Raw genomic sequence first — 18,904 nt, 5'->3', positions numbered from 1 at the left:
GCTCAGCCGATCTTCACGTTCTTGTCGATGGTTGTCTGGTCGATGTCCGAGGTGCGCACCGTCACGGCGACCTTCCAGTCACCCGCGATCGGGATCTGCACGTTGCTCGCCGTCCAGTGCCCCTCGGTGAGGCGGTCCGGAACGACCGGCAGCGGGCCGATGTCCTTGGCCTCCAGGGTGAAGGCGAGCTTCACCTCGGGTACGTCGAGCGGGCGGTTGCCGGGGCCGTCGACCCAGAGGTGCACGTTGTTGGAGCCCGTCCCGCCGGGGGAGATGTCCAGGCGGACGGTCCCCTTGCCGTTCTGGCCGCCGGTGTCGAACGGAAGGCTCAGACTCACCTGTCCACCGGTCACCGGTGTGGCGGCCGCCGGGGCGGCGCCGCGCGCGGCCTCCTCCTCGGTGCGGCCGGGCTCGGTGGACGTCAGGATCGTCGTGACGGCTAGAAGCACCACGGCGACAGCGGTCTCCACCAGCACCGAGCGTCGCAGCCCCGCTCGTTCCGGATCGGCGTCGCGGGCGCGCTTCTCCTTCGTCGCCGTCAGAGCGGCGCGCTGCCGGGCGAGCTGCGCCGCGCGCTCGGGGGCGACCTCCTCGCCGGATCCCGGCCCTTCCTCGGCGGACCGCGGCTCCTCCTCGGTCCCGTCCTGGGGCTCGGAGGAAACCGGAGCGGAGGAGACCGAAGCGGCGGAGGCCGGAGTGGAAGAGACCGAAGCGGCGGAGGCCGCGGACGCATCCGGACCGGCCGAGGGCCCGGAGAGGACCGGTTCCGCCGAAGCCTGGGCATCCGTCCGGTCCCCATCGGTGGGCTCGGCACCGCTTCGCTCGGTCAGCCGCGCCGTCCATCGCCGGGAGATCCAGGCGACCCCGACGAGCACGGCCACGAGCGCCACCTTGATGAGCAGCAGCTGCCCGTAGCGCGTACCGGTCAGCGCGGACCACGAACCGACCTGCCGCCAGGACTGGTAGAGCCCGGTCGCGGCGAGGACGAGAACACTGCCGAACGCCAGGCGCGAGAACCGCCGCACCGCGCCGGCGGTGATGTCCGGCGTGCGGTACAGGGCGACGAGCAGCGCGGTGAGCCCGCCCAGCCAGCCGGCGACGGCGAGCAGGTGGAGTACGTCGACAGGCATGGCGATGCCCGGCTGGATACCTGTGGAGGCGTGCTCCGCCAGCGCCCACGTACCGGCGATCCCCGTGGCGATGACCGCGCCGCCAGTCGCCAGTCCGAAGGTGAGGTCCTGCTTCTCCTTCTTGTCCTCCCGCTTGGCGTACGCCCCGAAGAGGACGGCGATGAAGAGCGCGGACGCTCCCAGGAGCAGCAGCCGGGAGACCAGCGCGGCCCCCGGCTTGGTGTCGAGCACGGCCTGCAGACCGTCGAGGTCGAAGGCGTCCGAGAGCTTGCCGGAGCCGGTGTACGGGCTGCGCAGGAGCAACATGACCAGGGTGGCCGCGGTGAGCGCGATCCAGCCGCGCACGACGAGACGCTGGAGGGGCCGCGCGCCGGCGCCACGCTGCCAGCAGGCGAGTACGAAGGCGGATCCGCCCGCGAGCAGGATGAAGCCGGCGTACGCGGTGTAGCGCGCGATGCCGTAGAGAGCTCCCACGAGACCGCCGCCCGCCTCGCCCGAGGGGAGCGCCACCGTCGTCTCCGAGGGTGCTCCGACCGAGAAGGTGAAGGCGCCGGAGACGGGGTGGCTGTCGGCGGAAACGGCCTGCCAGGCAACGGTGTACGTGCCGTCGGGCAGCCCGCTGTGGAGCTGGACGCCGTACCGTACGGCGCCGTTGTTCGTCAGGTCGCGGGGAGCGCCGGAGTCGGCGCGCTTCCCACTCGGGTCGAGGACCCGGATCGAGTCCTCGCCCATGGCGATCTGTTCGGAGAAGGTGAGGGTGACCTCTGCGGGGGCGGTGGCGACCACCGCCCCGTCCTGCGGGTCGCTCCCGGTGAGGGCGGCATGCGCGGACGCGGGACTCGCGCCTGCCAGCACCAGGCCGAACAGCAGGCTGATCAGTGCGGCGAAGGGCGCGACCGCGGCGAGCGGCCGTCGTATCGGGGAGGGCCCGGAGCGCGGGGCGGTGGCCGTCATGGGTGTCAGTACCTCACTGCTTCTTCGGGTCGTAGGTGGTCTCCTTCACGGGAATGTCGACCGTGATGGGGTCGGCCTTCTCGAAGTGCAGTTCCACGGAGACCGTCTCTCCTTGCTTGGGCTGCTTCTTGAGGTCGGTGAACATGATGTGGTTGCCGCCGCGTTCCAGGTCGAGCTCGCCCCCGGCGGGCACCTCGAAGGAGGAGACCATGCGCATCGTCCGGTTCGCCGTCTCGTGGATCGAGACGTGGTCCGAGAGAGCGCTGGTCACCGAGGTCAGCCGGTCGGTGGCGTCACCGCTGTTCTTCACGAGGAGGAAGCCGGCCGCCATGTCGCTGACGGGCTGCGGCATGAAGGCGCCGGACACCTCCAGCCGCGGTGTGCTGTCCGAGGAACACGCGGTCAGTGCCAGCCCGGTGGTGAGGGCCAGGGCGCCGGCGACGGCGGTGCGGCGGTTCACGGGGTCTCCCCCTCGACGAGCTTGGGGAGGTCCTTGGTGTAGTCCTCCGCCGTGGTGTCCTCGCTGTAGAGCACGTAACCCTTGTCGGTCTTCGGGGAGAACGCGATGACCTGGGCGCCGTGCATCGAGACGACCGTGCCGTCCTTCTCCTTCTTCGGCGGGTCGATGCCGATGCCGATCTGCCGCGCTCCCGCCTGGATGGTCGGGAAGTCGCCGGTGAGACCGGTGAATTCGGGATCCTGGGCCTTGAGCCAGCTGCCCAGTGACGCGGGGGTGTCCCGCTCGGGGTCCGTGGTGACGAAGACGACCTGGAGCTTGTCCTGGTCGGCCTGGGGCAGGGCCCGCTTGGCGAGCGCGATGTTGCTCATGGTCAGCGGGCACACGTCGGGGCAGTTGGTGTAGCCGAAGTAGATGAGCGTCGGCTTGCCCTTGGTCTGCTCGCGCAGGTCGTACTTCTTGCCGTGGGTGTCCGTGAGGACGAGGTCGGGCTTGGTGAACGGCTGGTCGAGCACGGTCGCGGGCTTGGAGCCGGTCGCGCCGGAGACCTCGGCGACGGACGTGTCCGACGGGTCGCCGCCGCTGCCGCAGGCGGAAAGGGTCAGTGCGGCCACGGCGGCGAGCGCCGCGGCCAGCACCTTCTTCTTGCTGTGCATGGAGAGCTGGTTCCTGGTCTGTGATGACGTGCGGGGCGGGATGGGTCAGGCGGCGCGGCGACGGCCGGCGAGGACGCCGAACGCGACGCCCGCGACGCCGATGACGATGCCGACGATGCCGAGCACACGGGCGGTGCTGTCGCTCGTCGAGGAGGCCGTGTCGTCCGAGGACGCCGTCGTCTCCTTCGCGTGTGCGGTCTCAGCGCTCTTGTCGTCGGCCGCCGCGCCGTGGGCGTCGGCCGTCCCTGCGGTCAGGGCGAGGACGGGGGCGGGGTGCTCGGGCTCCTCGCCGCCCTCGGGGGTCTCCTCGATCCAGCGGACGACTTCACCCTCGCTGTACGTCTGGAGGGCCTTGAAGACCAGCTGGTCGGAATCCTCGGGCAGCTGTCCGACCGAGAGCGGGAACTGTTCGAAGTAGCCGGGCTCGATGCCGTCGCCGTCCGCGGTCCAGGTGACCTTGGAGACGGCCTCGGTGATCTTCTTGCCGTGTACGTCGAGCGGCTCGGCCAGCTTGCTCTTGGTGACGGCGATCTTCCAGCCCGGCACCGGCTGCGGGCTCACGGACGCCAGGGGGTGGTCCGCCGGGAAGCTGACCTCGAGCTTGACGGTGGAGGCGTCGTCGCGCTCGTTGGGGACCTTGAAGTTGACGGTCGCGTAGCCGCCCTTGGCGGCCTCTCCCTGCGGCTGCACGCTGACGTGCGCGGAGGCGGGGCCTGCGAGCAGCAGGACGGTGGACGCGGCGACACCGGCGGCGATGGCGATACGGGAAACGTTCATGGCAGGGATCACTCCACAGGACACAGGAAAAGGTGGTCCGGCGCGCGGACGCGCGACGGCATCACGACCACCTCTTCACCGGAGTCCCCGGCGGAGGGGTCGCGTCAGGCTGCGTGTACGTATACGGGCGGAGGCCCGCGCCTGATCACCATGTGCAGCAGAGGGTCCCCGGAGGCGGGCGTGGGAGCGTCCACGGCCTCAAGGGGGCGGCGCGGCCCGGTCGTGGGCCGCCCCGGAAGACCCGCACGCAGCGCGCGTACGAGTGCCATGGCCGCCCGGAGCGCCCGCAGCCGGGCTCCGGCGGCGAGCTGCCGACCGCCCTGGGCGGAGAGCTTGGCCAGCCGGAAGAGCGCGATCTCGCCGCGGCGCAGCAGCCAGCCGGTGGCGAGGGCGGCGAGGAGGTGCCCGAGGAACATCGGCAGGCTGGGCAGGCAGGCCGTCACCGTGGCCAGCGCCCCCGGATCGGACGCACCGGCTGTCAGGTGGGTGTGGCCCTGGGCGACGGTGGTGGGGTCGATGCCAGCGGTGGTCACGATGCGGTGGGCTTCGCCGACGCTCAACTGCGCGGGGCCCGCCCCGCACACGAGTCCGGCGGCGAACCGGATCAGCGAATCGTCCCCGGATGCCGCGGCGGTGGCGGCCGTGTGACGCCCCGCTCCGAAGAGGACGTGCAGGGCGATCTGCCCGGCGGCCAGAGCGGCTGTGATGGAGAGCAGGGTCCGCTCACGTCCGGCGAGTGCCGCCGACACGGCGAAGACGCCGAGGAAACCGGCGAGCAGGGTCCAGCCGGACACACCCGAACCGCCCGCGATGCCGTGCCCCGCGGCGGCCAGCACGACGCAGACCGCGGTGAACACCGCGGTCCTCAGAAGCCGCATTCCGGCTCCGGCGCGTGCGACAGGCATAGACATGGCCGGGCCATCATCCCACTGGCCCCCCGGTTCCCGTACGGCAGGTCCGGAAGGTCGGCATCCGTCCCCATCGGGGTGTGAACGGGGGGTGTTGCTCCTGTTCAGGGGGGGCCTGATGCCGGATATGGACCAGGGCATACACCCGCGAACGGAATATTCGCATCCGCCGAATGAGCGCTGTCACAGCGGATCCGTGCTTACGAAGCGCCTCCCGAGGCAATACGTAACGGTATGTCGAGCCGCAGCCAGGAGGCTGGAGCATGAGCATGTGGTGGTCACTCCATTTGCGGCGCGAAGCTGCGAGCGTCCCGCTCGCCCGTCGTTTTCTGCTCGGGACCATGGAGACCGCGGGGGTGGATCCGGACATCTCCTACGACCTCTCGGTCGCGCTCAGCGAAGCCTGTGCGAACGCCGTCGAACACGGCGGCGACCGACAGGACGTGGGTGGTGCCCAGGATGCCGCGCCCGGTCCCTCGGATGACGAGCAGCCCGGGCGCGCCTGCGGGCAGTACCGGGTGACCGCTTATCTGGACGGCGAGAAATGCCGTATCGAAGTCGCCGACTCCGGGCCCGGGTTCCCCACCCGGCGCGCGCTTCGCACCGCCGCACAGCCGCACGCCGGGTATCCGGCGGACGAGTCCTCGCACGCGCGCGTGAACCCGCATCCACCGGCGACGGCGGAGAGCGGCCGAGGGCTCTGCCTGATCGAGGAGCTCGCCGATCACGTCCACTTCGGCAACGGTCCGGGGCGCGGCGCGGTGGTGAGCTTCGACAAGGTCCTGAAATGGCGGAAGGGCGCGCTGCTCATGGTGTCCTGAGCAGCGCGCCCTTCCGGCGCACGGGTCCGCCGTCCGCGGCCCCGTGAGTGGGCTCCGGTCGTCAGCCCTTGAGCCCGGCCATCCAGGCCTCGACCTCGTCGGCGCGGCGCGGCAGCACGGCCGACAGGTTCCGGTTGCCGTCCTCGGTGACGAGGATGTCGTCCTCGATGCGGACACCGATGCCCCGGTACTCCTCGGGCACGGTCAGGTCGTCGGCCTGGAAGTACAGGCCGGGCTCGACGGTCAGGCAGACCCCGGGCTCCAGGATGCCGTTGACGTACGACTCGGTGCGCGCGACGGCGCAGTCGTGAACGTCCATGCCGAGCATGTGGCCGGTGCCGTGCAGCGTCCAGCGGCGCTGCAGGCCCAGCTCCAGGACCTTCTCCACGGTCAGGTCGCCCAGCAGGCCCCACTCGACGAGCTTCTCGGTGAGGACCCGCTGAGCGGCGTCGTGGAAGTCGCGGAAGGCGGCACCGGGCTTCACCGCGGCGATGCCGGCCTCCTGGGCCTCGTACACCGCGTCGTAGATCTTGCGCTGCAGCGGGCTGAACGTGCCGTTGATGGGCAGCGTCCGCGTCACGTCGGCGGTGTAGAGCTCGGTGGTCTCGACGCCTGCGTCGAGCAGCAGGAGCTCGCCCGGGCGGACCGCGCCGTCGTTGCGGACCCAGTGCAGGGTGGTGGCGTGCGGGCCGGCGGCGCAGATCGAGCCGTAGCCGATGTCGTTGCCGTCGACGCGGGCGCGCAGGAAGAACGTGCCCTCGATGTAGCGCTCGCTCGTGGCCTCGGCCTTGTCGAGGACCTTCACGACGTCCTCGAAGCCGCGCGCGGTGGCGTCGCAGGCCTTCTGCAGCTCGGCGATCTCGAAGTCGTCCTTGACGAGGCGTGCCTCGGACAGGAAGACGCGCAGCTCCTCGTCGTGCTCCGCGGTGACCTTGTCGGTCAGGGCGGACTCGATGCCCGCGTCGTGGCCCCGGACGTTGCGCACCGGGCCGGTGGCCTCCGCCAGCGCGGCGGGGAGTTCGCGGACGTCCTTCGCCGGAATGCCCAGCAGCTGCTCGGCCTCGGTGAGGGAGTTGCGGCGGCCCACCCAGAGCTCGCCCTGGCCGTCGAGCCAGAACTCGCCGTTCCCGCGGTCGGAGCGGGGCAGCAGGTAGACGGTCGCCTCGTGGCCGTCACCGGCCGGCTCCAGCACCAGGACGCCGTCCTGCGTGAGGTCGCCGGTGAGGTAGGCGTACTCGGTCGAGGCGCGGAAGGCGTACTCGGTGTCATTGGAACGGGTTTTCAGGTTGCCCGCGGGAATGACCAGACGCTCGCCGGGGAAACGTGTGGAGAGCGCGGCGCGGCGGGCGGCGGTGTGCGCGGCCTGGGCGATCGGCTCCAGGCCGCGCAGCTCGGTGTCGGCCCAGCCGGACTTCATGTTCTCGGCGAGCTCATCGGAAATGCCCGGGTACAGGCCGTTCTTCCGCTGCTTGATCGGCTCTGCTTCAGCTTCTTCCGGGGTCTCCGGGATGAGCTCCTCAGACACGGTTTGTCCTCCTTGTACGACACTGGACCTTCTCCATCGTACGGGCGTACGGAAGGGGGCCCAGGGCCGGAAGACCTCTTACAGCTCCCGAGGCCCCGTCAGTCGAAGCGCGCGGCCAGGACGACCACGTCCTCGGTACCGTCGCTCCGGTCCGTGCCTTCGGGCAGGACGGTGTGCAGGATGTGGTCCGCGACGGCCCCCGGGTCCCGCCGTGCGGCCTTCGGTACCCCTGCCGCCGCCGCGTGCAGCCGCGCGAACGCCCGGTCCATGGAGTCGCCGGTGCGGCGCAGCAGCCCGTCGGTGTAGAGCAGCACCGTTTCTCCTGGGCGGGGCGTGAACTCCACACTGGGCGCCTCCCAGCACGACAGCATGCCCAGAGGTGCGGAGAGGGAGGTCTCCACGTACTCGGTGCGCCGGTCGCCGATCACCAGGGGCGGGGTGTGCCCGGCCCCCGCGAGCACGATCGAGCGCCGGTCGGGCTCGCAGTACGCGTAGAGGGCGGTCGCCGCGCGGGAGGGTTCGGTGAGCCTCAGCAGCAGTTCCAGGTCGGAGAGCACGGCGACGGGATCCTCGCCCTCCATCACGGCGTAGGCCCGCAGCCCGGCGCGGAGTCTGCCCATGGCCGCCAGAGCTGTCGGTCCGGAGCCGCCGACCGAGCCCACGGCCAGGCCGAGTGCGTCGTCCGGCAGAGGAAGCGCGTCGTACCAGTCGCCCCCGCCCCCGGGCGCGGCCCGGTGGCGGGCGGCGAGCCGCACTCCGGGAACCCGGGGCAGCCGGCTGGGGAAGAGTTCCTCGGCGATGACGGCGGCGTCCGCCCTGGCGCGCTCCAGTTCGAGCAGCCGGGCCAGGTGCTCCGCCGCGTAGCGGCCGTACACCCCGACGAGGTGGCACTGGCGCTCCAGGGGCTCCGCCGGTTCGTCGTAGAGCCAGACGGCCGCACCCAGGCGTCCGGCGGTCCCGGTGGCCAGGGGCAGTGAGTAGCTGGCGGCGTAACCGAGCCGGGCCGCGACCTCGCGGCAGCGGGGGTCCAGGCCGGTGTCGCCGAGGATGTCGGGACTGGCCAGGGGGGTGTCGGCACCCGCGTGTCCGTCGAGGAAACGGCCGTAGGGGGTGGCGCCGCGGGGCACCGTCTCGATGTGCCCCAGGTCGGCATGGGTGAGGCCGAGCCCGATCGTGCGGCACGGTCCGCCACCGTCAGCGGGTTCGAGGACGAGGAGTCCCCGGCCGGCTCCGACGAGGGCCGCTCCGGCGTTCAGGAGTTCGCTCAGGGCGCTGTCCAGCGTGCTCGTCGCGGCCAGCCGCTCGGTGAGTTCGTGCAGGGTGGTCAGGTCGGAGACCCAGCCCGCCAGCCGGTCCTGGATGAAGGCTCCCGGTGCGGAGAGCGCACCTTCCGGAGGCAGTGCAGTGTGCGTTGAAACGGGAACCATGGGATCGATTCCAGCCACTTTCGGAAGGTGGGGGGCGCTCATGGCAGTCGGCTTTCCGACCAGTGCGTTGTGTCGAATAGCATCGCAAACCCCCATGTCGTTCTGCGCCGCTATCGGTGCAACCACATGTACACGCACCCACATGTACACGCACAAGGAAGGGGATGTCCAGTATTGTCCTTACGATATTTATGGTGTCCGTGGGACAGGTAACTTGGCCAAAAAGTGCACCCCTGGGCGGCTATTTGCGGTCGACTGGGGGCGGCTCGACAGCGGGGACCCTCGGGGTGAAATGCCGGAGGGAGCGTCATCCCGGGCATGCTGGGTACGTAATCGTGGATGGCCAGGGGCAGTTGTGACTGCTCCAGGAACCCGACAGCGCGCCCGAACGTCCCTACCGATGACGGCCGCCCACCCACCCCGAGTGGCGGGGTTGCACCAGGGGCGGCACGCGCCGATGCGCACGCCGGCCGCGCGATGTTTTGACTGGACTCGGTTCGGTGCGACTCGGTTCGACTCGGCTCAGCTCCATTCTGTTCGGTTCCACTCTGCTCGGCTCAGCTCATGCTCGGCACGGCTACTCGTCCGCGCCGCAAGCCCGATGAGCAAGCACGCACAGCGAAGAGACACACACGTGGTGTAACGAGCACGTGGTGTGATGTGGACCTCGGCGTTCAACGGAAAGGAACGAGCGCTCATGCGCGAGATCCTCGGAAGGCGACGCAGGCACCGGCCCCGGCGCAAGGCAAGTTCCGCCCGGCTCGACGCGGCACTGACCTGCGCCACCGCCTGGGAATGGCCCGTCCTCCCCGGAGCGGGGCTGGCGACCACAGGCGTACGCGGCGAACGCGGCCGTGACTGCGCCTGTCCCGACCCCGAGTGCGCCGTGCCCGGCGCACACCCCTTCGACCCCGGTCTCCTCGCGGCGACCACCGACGCGCGGATGGTGCGCTGGTGGTGGACCAACCGGCCCGCCGCACCCGTCGTCCTCGCCACCGGCGGCCGGGCGCCCTGTGCGCTGAGCCTGCCGGCCGTGGCGGGCGCCAGAGCGCTGGCCGCGCTCGACGCGATGGGGCTGCGGCTCGGCCCTGTGGTGGCGACCCCCACCCGATGGTCACTGCTGGTCGCCCCGTACACCCTGGAGCGGCTCGGCGAGCTGCTGCATGCGCAGGACCGGGTGCCCAGCTCCCTGCGGTTCCACGGGGAGGGCGGCTATCTCGTCCTGCCCCCTTCCGAGATCGGCACGGGGCAGGTGCGCTGGGAGCGCGCTCCGGCGGCCGGGGACCGCGCGCCGTGGCTCCCGGACGTGGAATCCGTCCTGGACGCGCTGGTCGAGGCGAGCAACAGCGCGCCGGACGGCGGCAGCAGACTCACGTACTGACCGGGTCCGCCCGGATGCTGACCGAATTGGCTTGCGTACGGACCGAATCGGCTCGCGTGCTCGCGAAGCCGGTTCGGGTATCGCGCGAGTCCGGTCAAGCGCTGACCGGCCGAGGCTGTGCGCGCCTGCCGTCCACCCTCGGCCGTCCATGGATCGGCCGTCGGTGAATCGGTACGGAATCGGGCACGCGTAGACGCCGGTACGGGCGCAATTCATTCCGCACAAAGGCCCCTGACGGCAGGCCTTCTGATGGCCTTTCCGCAGATTGCGTGAGCGGTGCGCGGGGTGATGCGGGTGCGAATGTTTTCCGAGGTGCGGCTGTCGCATTCGGGAGGCCGGAAGCGCATCGCGGATTTCTGTCCGAAAGCGGACGGCTCCGGCGGTCGGCGCGCTCCGAGGGGTGCGCGCCCCTCTGGGGCGTCTGGCGGGGCGGGGCGCACGAAGGACCGTCGAGGCGTGGACCTGTGGCGCGGGAGGGGTGGGGGCGAGAGCGGGAGCCTGGCGCTCGCCGCGGCTCTGCGTCCGCTACGCGCTCCGGCGTGCGCCCTGGTCGTCCGACACCCGGAAACGAGAACGCCCGGCCGCTGGCGACGGGGGATGCACCAGCGACCGGGCTTCCAGAACCGTAACAAGAGATCTGCCGTTAGCAAATTCGATCTCGCCTATTCGGACAGGTATTTACCGGCGAGTATGAGGCGCTGTGACGGGAGTCACGACGGCAGGGCGGCTCTCGTCACTGTCAGCTGAGCGTCACTTGGCGGTTGGTGAGCCCGCCGCGCGCCCGGCGCTCCTCACCCGTGAGCGGAGCGTTCGACGCGAGGGCTTCGGCGAGCCGCTCGGCGAACTGCGCCGCGGGCTTCTCGCACTCCTCGGCACCCATTCCGGTCGGCAGGTCCCAGACGGGCACCATGAGGCCGTGTGCGCGGAACGAGCCCACCAGGCGGGTGCCTTCACCGAGTGAGGACGCTCCTGCCGCGTGCAGCCTGGCGAGGGCGTCGAGGAGCTGCTCCTCGGGGTGGGGCATGACCCAGCGCAGGTGGTTCTTCTCGGGCGTCTCGCACCAGTAGGCCGCGTCCACGCCGGAGAGCCGGGTGGTGGGGATGGCCGCCGCGTTGGCGCGTTCCAGGGAGGCGGACACCTCCGGCGTCGCGTTCTCCGCGTCCGGCACCCAGAACTCGAAGCCCGCGTGCACGACCGGCTCGAACGCCCCCTCGGGGTCGAGCAGATCCTGCAGGCGCGGGCCGTCGGCGGGTACCCGGCGCGCGGTCACGGGCGAACCCGGCTCCGCCTCCAGAGCGCGCTGCAGGGTGTCCGCGAGATCGCGGCTCAGGTCGCCGGAGGAGGTGTCGTTCTGCAGGGCGAGCAGGACGGAGCCGTCGTCGCGGCGCAGCGCAGGCCACGCCATGGGGAGCACGGTCGCGAGCGCCACGGAGGGAACACCCTCGGGCCGGCCGCCCTTGAGCGCCAGCTCGACGGTGGCGGCGGGCACCAGCTCGCGCAGGGCGATCCAGTCGCACTCTCCGGCGAGTCCCTCGAAAGGACGCTGGACCAGCTCGGTCACGGCCTGGGCCGCAGCACGGCCGTGACATGCCTTGTAGCGACGGCCCGAACCGCACGGACAGGGCTCACGAGCCCCTACGACCGGGATCTCACCATCCTTGAGCTGCGGCTTTCCGGCCTTGGACTGAGGGCGCTTCTTGGCCATGGTGGGCGTTCTCCCGATTGCGACAGTGCGGTCTCGGGCGCGAGCCTAGCCGTCCCCGTCGGCGGCGGGGCCCACGCGCCGTGGTGGCTCGCACTCCGCCCCTTCTCGCCGTGCCCTTTCCGCTCTCAGCCCGCGTCGTCGAAGGCGTCGAGGGCGTCCAGGGCCTCGGTGAGGTCCAGCCCGTCGAGTGAGCCGAAACCGATCGGTCCGCCCAGCCCGTCCAGCCCGGCCCGCCCACGGCTCACGGGTGTCACGCGCTCGGGTGACGTCGCCGGGAAGTCCCGGTGTCCGTGGGCCGCGGAGACCAGGGCCCAGACCGTGACCTCACCCGCGGTGTCGTCGCGCACGCCCCACTCCTGGGCCAGGGTGCTGATGATGTTGAGCCCCCGCCCGCCCCGCGCGGTCACCGACGGGGTGGCCGGAACCGGCCGGGTCGGTCCCCCGCCGTCCGTGACCTCGACGGTCAGATCGCCTCTTCCGTCCACGCGCCACGCGGCGCGGACATCGCCGTCACCCATGTCCGAGTGCTGTCCCAGCGGTCTGCCGTGCCGGCAGGCATTGCTGAGGAGCTCGGACAGGATCAGTACAGCGTCGTCGACCACGGTGTCCGAGACCCCGTTGCTGCGCAGCTGCTCGCGCATACGGTGCCGCGCCCGCCCCACGCCCGCAGGGCCATGGGGTACGGCCATGCTCGACGACGTCGGCACTTCCTGTGCCACCACAAACGCCACCCCCGAGACCTCCTTCGCCCCACGCCACGGATTGGATGCCCTCCTGGACTGCGCCGGAAACCGGCCACGGCACAGTCAGTGATGCACTCGTAACGATCGATTGCGGAGCGAATGCGCCGGTGCACCCCCCGTAACTGATGTTAAGAACGGCCAAGTTGTGACAGCACTTGTTTGGGGCGGTTCGTGATGATTGCCTCCACGCCCAGGGCGGCGCAGAGTTCCACGTCCTCCGGCTCGTTCACGGTCCAGACGTGCACACGATGGCCCGCGCGGTGCAGGCGCTCGATGTACGCGGGGTTGTTGCGTACGATCCGCATCCCCGGACCGGCGATCCTGGCGCCGGCGGGGAGCCGCCCGTCTCGCAGCCGCGGGGAGACGAACTGCATCAGGAAGACCGTGGGCAGGGTCGGGGCGGCCGCCCGGATGCGGTAGAGGGACCGTGCGGAGAAGCTCATCACACGCACCGGGGACGGCCCGTCGGCCGGTGGATCGTCCAGGCCGAACCGCTTCAGCAGATGGAGGAGGCGTTCCTCGACCTGGCCGGCCCAGCGGGTGGGGTGCTTCGTCTCGATGGCCAGCTGGAGGGGCCGCCCGCTCGCCCGGACGTCGTGCGCCAGCTCCAGGAGCCGCTCCAGGGTGAGTACGGAGGTGAGCTCGCCAGGAACCGGATCCCAGTCGGGAGACTCCTCGCGGTCCTTCCAGGAACCGAAGTCGAGGGCTGCCAGATCTGCCAGCTCCAGGGCGGAGACGGCGCCCCGGCCGTTCGACGTGCGGTTCACCCTGCGGTCGTGCACGCAGACGAGCTGCCCGTCGGCGGTGAGGCGCACATCGCACTCCAGGGCGTCCGCCCCGTCCTCGATGGCCTTCCGGTAGGCGGCCAGGGTGTGCTCGGGGGCGTCGTCCGAGGCCCCGCGGTGCGCGACGACCTGGATGCCGGGCTGTTCGGAGGGTAGGCGTGCGTGGGTCACTGCGACATGGTGTCACCGCGACGCGTCGGGTGCTGAGACCCTTGTTGCGTAGGACCGTTTTGCCTGATGTAAAGATTGGTGTGCGGATGCACAGGTCCTGCTTACAGTGGCCTGACGTGCTGTGGGAAAAGCTGACCGCAGACACGTGCACAGCGGATCTCTTGCCGAATGCCGAGTGGAACCGAGGAGTAAAGAGCTGTGAGCACCGAGAACGAGGGCCACGAGAACGACGCGGTTCCGTCCGTACCGTCTGTTCCGACCGCGCCTCCCGTGCCGGCTGCCGCTCCCGAGGGCTCCCCGCAGGGAAACCGGCCCGCCCCCGAGGTCCCGCCGGCCGCGCCCACGGACGCGCCGACGACGCAGGTCCCGGCCGCGACGTACCAGGAAGGCGCCGGGTCCTTCTCCCAGCACGAGCAGCCCTACGCGCCCCCCGCGCCGGAGCAGCCGCCGGCCGCTTCGGCCGCCTGGCCGCCGCCCCCGCCGGCCATCCCGTCGTACGCCGACGGCGGCAGCCCGCCGGCCTGGGGCGCCCCGGCGCACGCGGCGGAACCGGAGTCCCCGCGCAAGCGCCGCGCGGGAGGACTCGTCGCCGCCGTGGCGGTCGCGGCACTGGTCGCGGGTGGGGTGGGCGGAGCGCTCGGTTACTGGGCTGCCGACAGCAACGACAGCGACTCCTCCGGGTCCACCACGATCTCGGCCTCCGACAGTCCCAGGGAGTTCAAGCGCGCGGCCGGCACGGTCGCGGGCGTCGCGGCGAACGCGCTGCCCAGCGTGGTCACCATCGACGCGCAGTCCGGCGACGGCGAGGGCGGCACGGGTACCGGCTTCGTGTACGACAAGGAGGGCCACATCCTCACGAACAACCACGTGGTGGCCTCAGCGGCGGACAGCGGTCAGCTGACCGCGACCTTCTCCAACGGCAAGAAGTACGACGCCGAGGTGGTCGGACGGGCGCAGGGCTACGACGTGGCCGTGCTCAAGCTGAAGAGCGCCCCCGACGGGCTGACCCCGCTCGCACTGGGCAACTCGGACAAGGTCGCGGTGGGCGACTCCACCATCGCGATCGGCGCTCCGTTCGGTCTCTCCAACACGGTGACCACCGGCATCATCAGCGCGAAGGACCGCCCGGTGGCCTCGGGCGACGGTTCGAGCAACACGAACTCCTACATGAGCGCGCTCCAGACCGACGCCTCCATCAACCCGGGCAACTCCGGCGGGCCGCTCCTGGACGGGGGCGGCGCGGTCATCGGCATCAACTCGGCCATCCAGTCCACCAGCGGCAGCGGCGCGGGCCAGTCCCAGGCAGGCTCCATCGGCCTCGGCTTCGCGATTCCGATCAACCAGGCCAAGAACGTCGCCGAACAGCTGATCAAGACGGGCCAGCCGGTCTACCCGGTGATCGGTGCGACGGTGACGATGGAGGAGAAGACCGGCGGCGCCGTCATCTCGGACGAGGGCGCGGGCGGTACCCCGGCCGTCACCCCGAACGGCCCGGCGGCCGAGGCGGGCCTGAAGGCCGGCGACGTGATCACCAAGTTCAACGACACCGTGGTCGACAGCGGGCCGACCCTGATCGGTGAGATCTGGACGCACAAGCCGGGTGACAAGGTCACGCTCACCTACGAGCGCGACGGCAAGACCGCGACGGCCGAACTCACCCTGGGCGAGCGCAAGGGCGACAGCTGACCGGCTAGGCTGTTCCACGCATCACGCCGGACCGGTCACGGCCACGGCGCCGATGCGGGGTGGGTTGCCCGAGCGGCCTAAGGGAACGGTCTTGAAAACCGTCGTCGCAGCGATGTGACCGTGGGTTCAAATCCCACACCCACCGCAGGCGAGAGGCCCCCGACCAGTACGTATGGTCGGGGGCCTCTCCCATGCCCGCTCCCTTCCGGACACCGCTGTTCCCCCTGGTTTCCCGGTCTATCGGGCACGGATGGGGCACGCGGGGGGCACGGCTTTGGAGGTGCCGGGGCAGCTCGTCAGCGGCTGATCGGGATCTCGTAGACGATCTCGCAGTGGGCTGCGGGCACCACGATGTCCGCCGTCTCCACGGGACGGCCCTGGTTGCTGTAATACGTCCGCCGGATGTGCGTCACGAGCGCGGCTTTCTGGATGCCGAGTAGTGATGCCTCCGCGGCGGTTGCCTGCCGTGGCTCCGGCTGCTCCACGGCATGGCTGACGGTGATTCCGATCGCGGCCATGCGGTTCACGACACCTGCCCCGGCGTGCGGTCCTCCTTCGGGGAGGACGACGAGAGTGCCGGCGGTGAGGTCGTAGGGCTCCCAACTCGTCGACAGCTGCACGGGCCTGCTGTCTGCCAGGAACTCGTACGTCGTCCGCACGCACAACTCGCCTTCGGCGATCCCCAGCCGCGCGGCGATCTCCGCTGGAGCCAGCACCTTCGCCTCGGTCCGGCTCTCCCAGTCGCTCTGCCTGCCGAGGGCCTTCATGTCCTGGCGGAACGGTGAGCCGCTGGGCTGCTCGCGGGCGGTTGACCGGACGACTCTCACACGCTGCCGGGGCTCGGCGACGTAGGTGCCCGATCCGGCCCGGCCCTCCAGCACTCCCTGGGAGATCAGCAGCTCCTGTGCCCGGCGCACCACGTTCTCGCCGACGCCGCACTCCTGGCCGATCTGGGCGCGGGAGGGGAGGCGGTCACCTGGTTCCCAGACGTGCTCCGCGATGCGTTGCCGGAGTTCGTCGGCGATGCGGAGATACGGCGGTTGCTCAGACATATAGAAAATCTAGTCCACTAGCTCTAACCTAGTTAACTAGCTTCACTGAAAGTGATCGCTGGTGACGGAGGCTGCGCTGTGTCCGCTTCGGGAGTGACTGCGGCGGCTCTCGCTGCCCGCTTGTCTGCTGCTGGCCTCCGCCCGCGCGTGGAGGAGCACACCCGGTTCACGACGGTCGAAGCGGAAGTACCGGACACGCTCTCCGCCGAGTCATGGCGGGAGGTCCTGGACGCGGTGGCCGTGGCCGATCGATTCGGACTCCTGGCCACCAGCTTGAACGGCCGCACCTTATGGGCGGTCGTACGCAAAACGGTCCCCACGACAGGCGACGTCGGGGGACCGGGCTATCAGCGATAGGAGCTGAACAGCATGCTCAACCGTATCCGCCGTGCTGCCTCGCGCACCAGAGAGCGGTACTTCCCCAAGGGCCGGCACCGCAGCCCCTTAACGCCCTCCCGGCCGCTGGCCGCTCCCACTCGCCTCGCGCCCGCTGAAGCGTCGGGCACCGCCCTCGGCCGGGCTTCGGCCGGCGCGGTTCACCGTTACCCGCTGAGGGGCGAGGATGTCGCGCTTGTCCGTCCGTACCTGCTGGCGTGGGAAGAGCGTGTACGGACGCGCACGGTGCTCGTCGCTCCGCACCTGACGGCCGAGGCCTGGTCAGCCCTCGCGGGGGCCCACTGATGCCACCTCGCCGACAACCACACCCCACGGGCACAGCTCCCGTCCCCTACCGCTCGATCGCCTGCTGGATCGGAACGCACCACTCCTGCATCGAGCCCTCCCCGTCTCTGGCGCCGACTGACGTACCGGTGATCTACGAGGTGTGTGACTGCCCGTGCCACTCGACCCCAGACTCGTCGGTGCACGTGGAGGTGCCGGCGTGAGGGACCGAGCCCCCGTCGGTGCGCTGGCCTCCCCCGTCGAGGTCACCGCGGCAACCGTGCAGCGCGGCGACATCATCCAACTCGGCGGCCAGGCCTGCCGAGTGAGAGACCTCTTCCAGCTCCCCCAGGGGGCTAAGCAACTGGTCTTTGAATCAGGTGAACTGCTGGCCATACATGCGCGTACCCGGCTCATCGCCCTGCGTCTGCGGAGAAGGCGGTGACCGGCTCAGTGCCTCGACGCCATCACGACATCGCTGACGACCTACGCCACCAGATCATGACGGGCAGCATCAAGCCTGGCGACCGCCTCCCGTCCGAAGCCGGTCTTGCCGCCCGGTACAGGGTCAGCACGGTGACCCTGCGACGCGCTCTCGCCGTGCTCCAGGGGGAAGGACTCGTCGAGAAGATCCACGGCAAGGGCAACTACGTACGTCACCCCCGCCGCAAGATCATGTACGTCGGAGGTTGGGGCACGCTGGACCCCTGGACCGCCGCTGAGCCAACGCTGCGCATCACGGTTCGCAGCACCACGGTTCCGGCCTCCGTGCACCTGACGACGTTGCTGAAGGTGCCAACGGGCAGCCCTCTCGCGGAGTACACCTGTCTCAGCCGGGAACAGGGGTCGCCGCACGGCCTGGCCCGCATCTACATCCCGCGCGACCTGGCCCCGGCCGGAGTCCTCGACGACGACTCCGTGTGCCGGGAGGCCGCCACGAGATTCGCCGTCCTCGGCCCGTCGCCGGCCACCATCCGAGAGACGGTCTCCGCCCGCTCTCCCACACCGGACGAAGCCTCGGCCCTCCGGATCGGATCCACCACGGCCGTACTCGCGATCACCCGCATCGCCACCGACTCCACGGGCCGCGTCGTTGAAGCCGCGCTTCTGGCCTTTCCGGGAGACCGGGTCGATGCCGTCTTCACCGCCCACCACGTGCTCAAGGAGAGGCCAAACCAAGGATGACGACACCGAACGAGCTTCGGCTCCTCCCGTGGTCGGGCCCGGGGGACAAGCCCTGTTACCTGAGCACCGACGACCCGGACGGATACATGTCCCGCCTCGCGGACGGCATCGAAGCGATGCAACTCGGGACGGCGAGCGAACTGTTGGACGAAGCCTCAGAGGCTCTCGACAACCAGGAGATGTCACTCGATGACATGCGGTGCCTGGTCAAAGAGTTGACCGGGGCTCTACGGGACGTCTACCGCGTCGCAGCGAACCGCGGCCACCTCCGGGCAACGTGCGATCCGCATGAGTCCGCCCATTGATATGCGGCCCCGCCGACCTGCACGGCAAGAGAGGCTCATGGCTCTGACCGGATCAGATGCCATGGGCTTCTCACTTTGCCGGCTGGCTTACGTCGACCTTGGGCGTTCTGAGGACTGCTCCGCCCCGAAGCAACTTGGGTGGGGGCGGTGGCTTGGGCTGGTGTTGCTCTCGCCTGCGCTGAAGGTCCGCAACCGTACGCCCTCGTCCGCTGATGTTTGTCGGCGTTGTCACCCAGTTAGACACTCATGCTTCGATGGGCCCGTGGGCGGAAGACCACCACCGCACGGACACAGCATCGGCGCGGGGAGAGTGCTCCTGGGCTGCACCATGCTCCGCGCTTGCAATTTGGAGCGTTCGTGTCGTGGACGTTGCCGGCGAGAGCTGGAGGGCGGTCCGCGCCGAACACGCTGCCTCTTCTCCGGTGCTGCCTTCTGGCTTGCCGACTGAGTAGCACACGGCTCCGGAGGCCGCTTGGCTCTCAGGAGATGCTGCTGGTCAGGGCTAGGCGGGCAGCCAATCGGCTGAACTCAGTCCACAGGTAGTTCACGACACCTGGTCACCTTCCTTGGGAGCTC

Annotated in this window: 18 protein-coding genes and 1 tRNA gene; 8 read left to right on the top strand and 11 right to left on the bottom strand. The window is 70.3% G+C overall.

The window, feature by feature from the left end; genetic code table 11:
- Positions 1-2: 2 nt before the first annotated feature.
- From ABZY45_RS20860 to ABZY45_RS20840, 5 genes are all read right to left on the bottom strand, one after another.
- Complete coding sequence (locus tag ABZY45_RS20860) at positions 3-2,084, bottom strand: copper resistance protein CopC (protein ID WP_356741875.1); 2,082 nt, start codon at positions 2,082-2,084, stop codon at positions 3-5.
- A 13-nt stretch (positions 2,085-2,097) separates the two neighbouring features.
- Positions 2,098-2,544 (bottom strand): copper chaperone PCu(A)C, encoded by a 447-nt coding sequence (locus ABZY45_RS20855; protein WP_356741874.1) that lies wholly within the window; start codon positions 2,542-2,544, stop codon positions 2,098-2,100.
- Positions 2,541-3,197: an SCO family protein gene (locus ABZY45_RS20850; RefSeq protein WP_356741872.1), complete on the bottom strand. Its 657-nt coding sequence runs from the start codon at positions 3,195-3,197 to the stop codon at positions 2,541-2,543. Before ABZY45_RS20850 ends, ABZY45_RS20855 begins: the two co-directional genes overlap by 4 nt.
- A gap of 45 nt (positions 3,198-3,242) precedes the next feature.
- Entirely contained in the window at positions 3,243-3,974 is a 732-nt protein-coding gene (locus ABZY45_RS20845; RefSeq protein WP_356741871.1) for a YcnI family protein, read from the bottom strand.
- Positions 3,975-4,078: 104 nt separating this feature from the next.
- On the bottom strand, positions 4,079-4,885 hold the full coding sequence (locus ABZY45_RS20840) for a hypothetical protein (protein WP_356741869.1): 807 nt from the start codon (positions 4,883-4,885) through the stop codon (positions 4,079-4,081).
- Positions 4,886-5,145: 260 nt separating this feature from the next.
- Between ABZY45_RS20840 and ABZY45_RS20835 the strand changes: the two genes are divergently transcribed.
- The gene (locus tag ABZY45_RS20835) at positions 5,146-5,703 is read left to right on the top strand and encodes an ATP-binding protein (RefSeq protein ID WP_356741868.1); all 558 of its coding nucleotides are present in this window, start codon (positions 5,146-5,148) and stop codon (positions 5,701-5,703) included.
- Between the two features lie 61 nt (positions 5,704-5,764).
- On the opposite strand, the gene ABZY45_RS20830 is transcribed toward ABZY45_RS20835, so the two are convergent.
- Together ABZY45_RS20830 and ABZY45_RS20825 are read right to left on the bottom strand one after the other, a co-directional pair.
- Positions 5,765-7,228, bottom strand: a complete 1,464-nt coding sequence (locus ABZY45_RS20830) for an aminopeptidase P family protein (protein ID WP_356741867.1) — start codon at positions 7,226-7,228, stop codon at positions 5,765-5,767.
- Between the two features lie 98 nt (positions 7,229-7,326).
- Positions 7,327-8,751, bottom strand: a complete 1,425-nt coding sequence (locus ABZY45_RS20825) for a PP2C family protein-serine/threonine phosphatase (protein ID WP_356742077.1) — start codon at positions 8,749-8,751, stop codon at positions 7,327-7,329.
- Positions 8,752-9,352: 601 nt separating this feature from the next.
- On the opposite strand from ABZY45_RS20825, the gene ABZY45_RS20820 reads away from it, so the two are divergent.
- Positions 9,353-10,036 carry a bifunctional DNA primase/polymerase gene (locus tag ABZY45_RS20820; RefSeq protein WP_356741865.1) on the top strand — a complete coding sequence of 228 codons (684 nt, stop codon included), beginning with the start codon at positions 9,353-9,355 and terminating at the stop codon, positions 10,034-10,036.
- A 739-nt stretch (positions 10,037-10,775) separates the two neighbouring features.
- On the opposite strand, the gene ABZY45_RS20815 is transcribed toward ABZY45_RS20820, so the two are convergent.
- The 3 genes from ABZY45_RS20815 to ABZY45_RS20805 form a co-directional block, all read right to left on the bottom strand.
- Positions 10,776-11,741, bottom strand: a complete 966-nt coding sequence (locus ABZY45_RS20815) for a DUF5926 family protein (protein ID WP_356741863.1) — start codon at positions 11,739-11,741, stop codon at positions 10,776-10,778.
- 125 nt (positions 11,742-11,866) lie between these two features.
- Positions 11,867-12,430: an ATP-binding protein gene (locus tag ABZY45_RS20810; protein ID WP_356741861.1), complete on the bottom strand. Its 564-nt coding sequence runs from the start codon at positions 12,428-12,430 to the stop codon at positions 11,867-11,869.
- A 182-nt stretch (positions 12,431-12,612) separates the two neighbouring features.
- A complete protein-coding gene (locus tag ABZY45_RS20805; RefSeq protein WP_356741860.1) occupies positions 12,613-13,440 on the bottom strand; it encodes a glycerophosphodiester phosphodiesterase in 828 nt (275 codons plus the stop codon).
- 198 nt (positions 13,441-13,638) lie between these two features.
- On the opposite strand from ABZY45_RS20805, the gene ABZY45_RS20800 reads away from it, so the two are divergent.
- Together ABZY45_RS20800 and ABZY45_RS20795 are read left to right on the top strand one after the other, a co-directional pair.
- A complete protein-coding gene (locus ABZY45_RS20800) occupies positions 13,639-15,126 on the top strand; it encodes a trypsin-like peptidase domain-containing protein (RefSeq protein ID WP_356741858.1) in 1,488 nt (495 codons plus the stop codon).
- A 58-nt stretch (positions 15,127-15,184) separates the two neighbouring features.
- Positions 15,185-15,271: transfer RNA gene (locus tag ABZY45_RS20795), tRNA-Ser, on the top strand.
- A gap of 151 nt (positions 15,272-15,422) precedes the next feature.
- Here the strand turns inward: ABZY45_RS20795 and ABZY45_RS20790 are convergent.
- Positions 15,423-16,178, bottom strand: a complete 756-nt coding sequence (locus ABZY45_RS20790; protein WP_356741856.1) for a GntR family transcriptional regulator — start codon at positions 16,176-16,178, stop codon at positions 15,423-15,425.
- A gap of 78 nt (positions 16,179-16,256) precedes the next feature.
- Here ABZY45_RS20790 and ABZY45_RS20785 point away from each other — a divergent pair, with 78 nt between their 5' ends.
- From ABZY45_RS20785 to ABZY45_RS20770, 4 genes are all read left to right on the top strand, one after another.
- Positions 16,257-16,535, top strand: coding sequence for a hypothetical protein (locus ABZY45_RS20785; protein ID WP_356741855.1), 279 nt, complete (start codon positions 16,257-16,259; stop codon positions 16,533-16,535).
- Between the two features lie 523 nt (positions 16,536-17,058).
- Positions 17,059-17,283, top strand: a complete 225-nt coding sequence (locus tag ABZY45_RS20780) for a hypothetical protein (protein ID WP_356741854.1) — start codon at positions 17,059-17,061, stop codon at positions 17,281-17,283.
- Complete coding sequence (locus tag ABZY45_RS20775) at positions 17,280-18,023, top strand: GntR family transcriptional regulator (protein WP_356741851.1); 744 nt, start codon at positions 17,280-17,282, stop codon at positions 18,021-18,023. Before ABZY45_RS20780 ends, ABZY45_RS20775 begins: the two co-directional genes overlap by 4 nt.
- Entirely contained in the window at positions 18,020-18,328 is a 309-nt protein-coding gene (locus ABZY45_RS20770) for a hypothetical protein (protein ID WP_356741849.1), read from the top strand. Before ABZY45_RS20775 ends, ABZY45_RS20770 begins: the two co-directional genes overlap by 4 nt.
- Positions 18,329-18,904: the final 576 nt, after the last annotated feature.

It is taken from the genome of Streptomyces sp. NPDC006516 (assembly GCF_040611875.1).
GTDB lineage: Bacteria > Actinomycetota > Actinomycetes > Streptomycetales > Streptomycetaceae > Streptomyces.
This window is presented reverse-complemented; position numbering and strand designations above follow the sequence as displayed.

Bases quoted from the DNA above. Each gene is read 5' to 3' on its own strand.
- ABZY45_RS20820 (WP_356741865.1), top strand. From the start codon at position 9,353: ATGCGCGAGATCCTCGGAAGGCGACGCAGGCACCGGCCCCGGCGCAAG.
- ABZY45_RS20810 (WP_356741861.1), bottom strand. From the start codon at position 12,430: ATGGCCGTACCCCATGGCCCTGCGGGCGTGGGGCGGGCGCGGCACCGT.
- ABZY45_RS20790 (WP_356741856.1), bottom strand. From the start codon at position 16,178: ATGTCTGAGCAACCGCCGTATCTCCGCATCGCCGACGAACTCCGGCAA.
- ABZY45_RS20815 (WP_356741863.1), bottom strand. From the start codon at position 11,741: ATGGCCAAGAAGCGCCCTCAGTCCAAGGCCGGAAAGCCGCAGCTCAAG.
- ABZY45_RS20835 (WP_356741868.1), top strand. From the start codon at position 5,146: ATGAGCATGTGGTGGTCACTCCATTTGCGGCGCGAAGCTGCGAGCGTC.
- ABZY45_RS20860 (WP_356741875.1), bottom strand. From the start codon at position 2,084: ATGACGGCCACCGCCCCGCGCTCCGGGCCCTCCCCGATACGACGGCCG.
- ABZY45_RS20850 (WP_356741872.1), bottom strand. From the start codon at position 3,197: ATGCACAGCAAGAAGAAGGTGCTGGCCGCGGCGCTCGCCGCCGTGGCC.
- ABZY45_RS20845 (WP_356741871.1), bottom strand. From the start codon at position 3,974: ATGAACGTTTCCCGTATCGCCATCGCCGCCGGTGTCGCCGCGTCCACC.
- ABZY45_RS20840 (WP_356741869.1), bottom strand. From the start codon at position 4,885: ATGTCTATGCCTGTCGCACGCGCCGGAGCCGGAATGCGGCTTCTGAGG.
- ABZY45_RS20770 (WP_356741849.1), top strand. From the start codon at position 18,020: ATGACGACACCGAACGAGCTTCGGCTCCTCCCGTGGTCGGGCCCGGGG.
- ABZY45_RS20825 (WP_356742077.1), bottom strand. From the start codon at position 8,751: ATGGGGGTTTGCGATGCTATTCGACACAACGCACTGGTCGGAAAGCCG.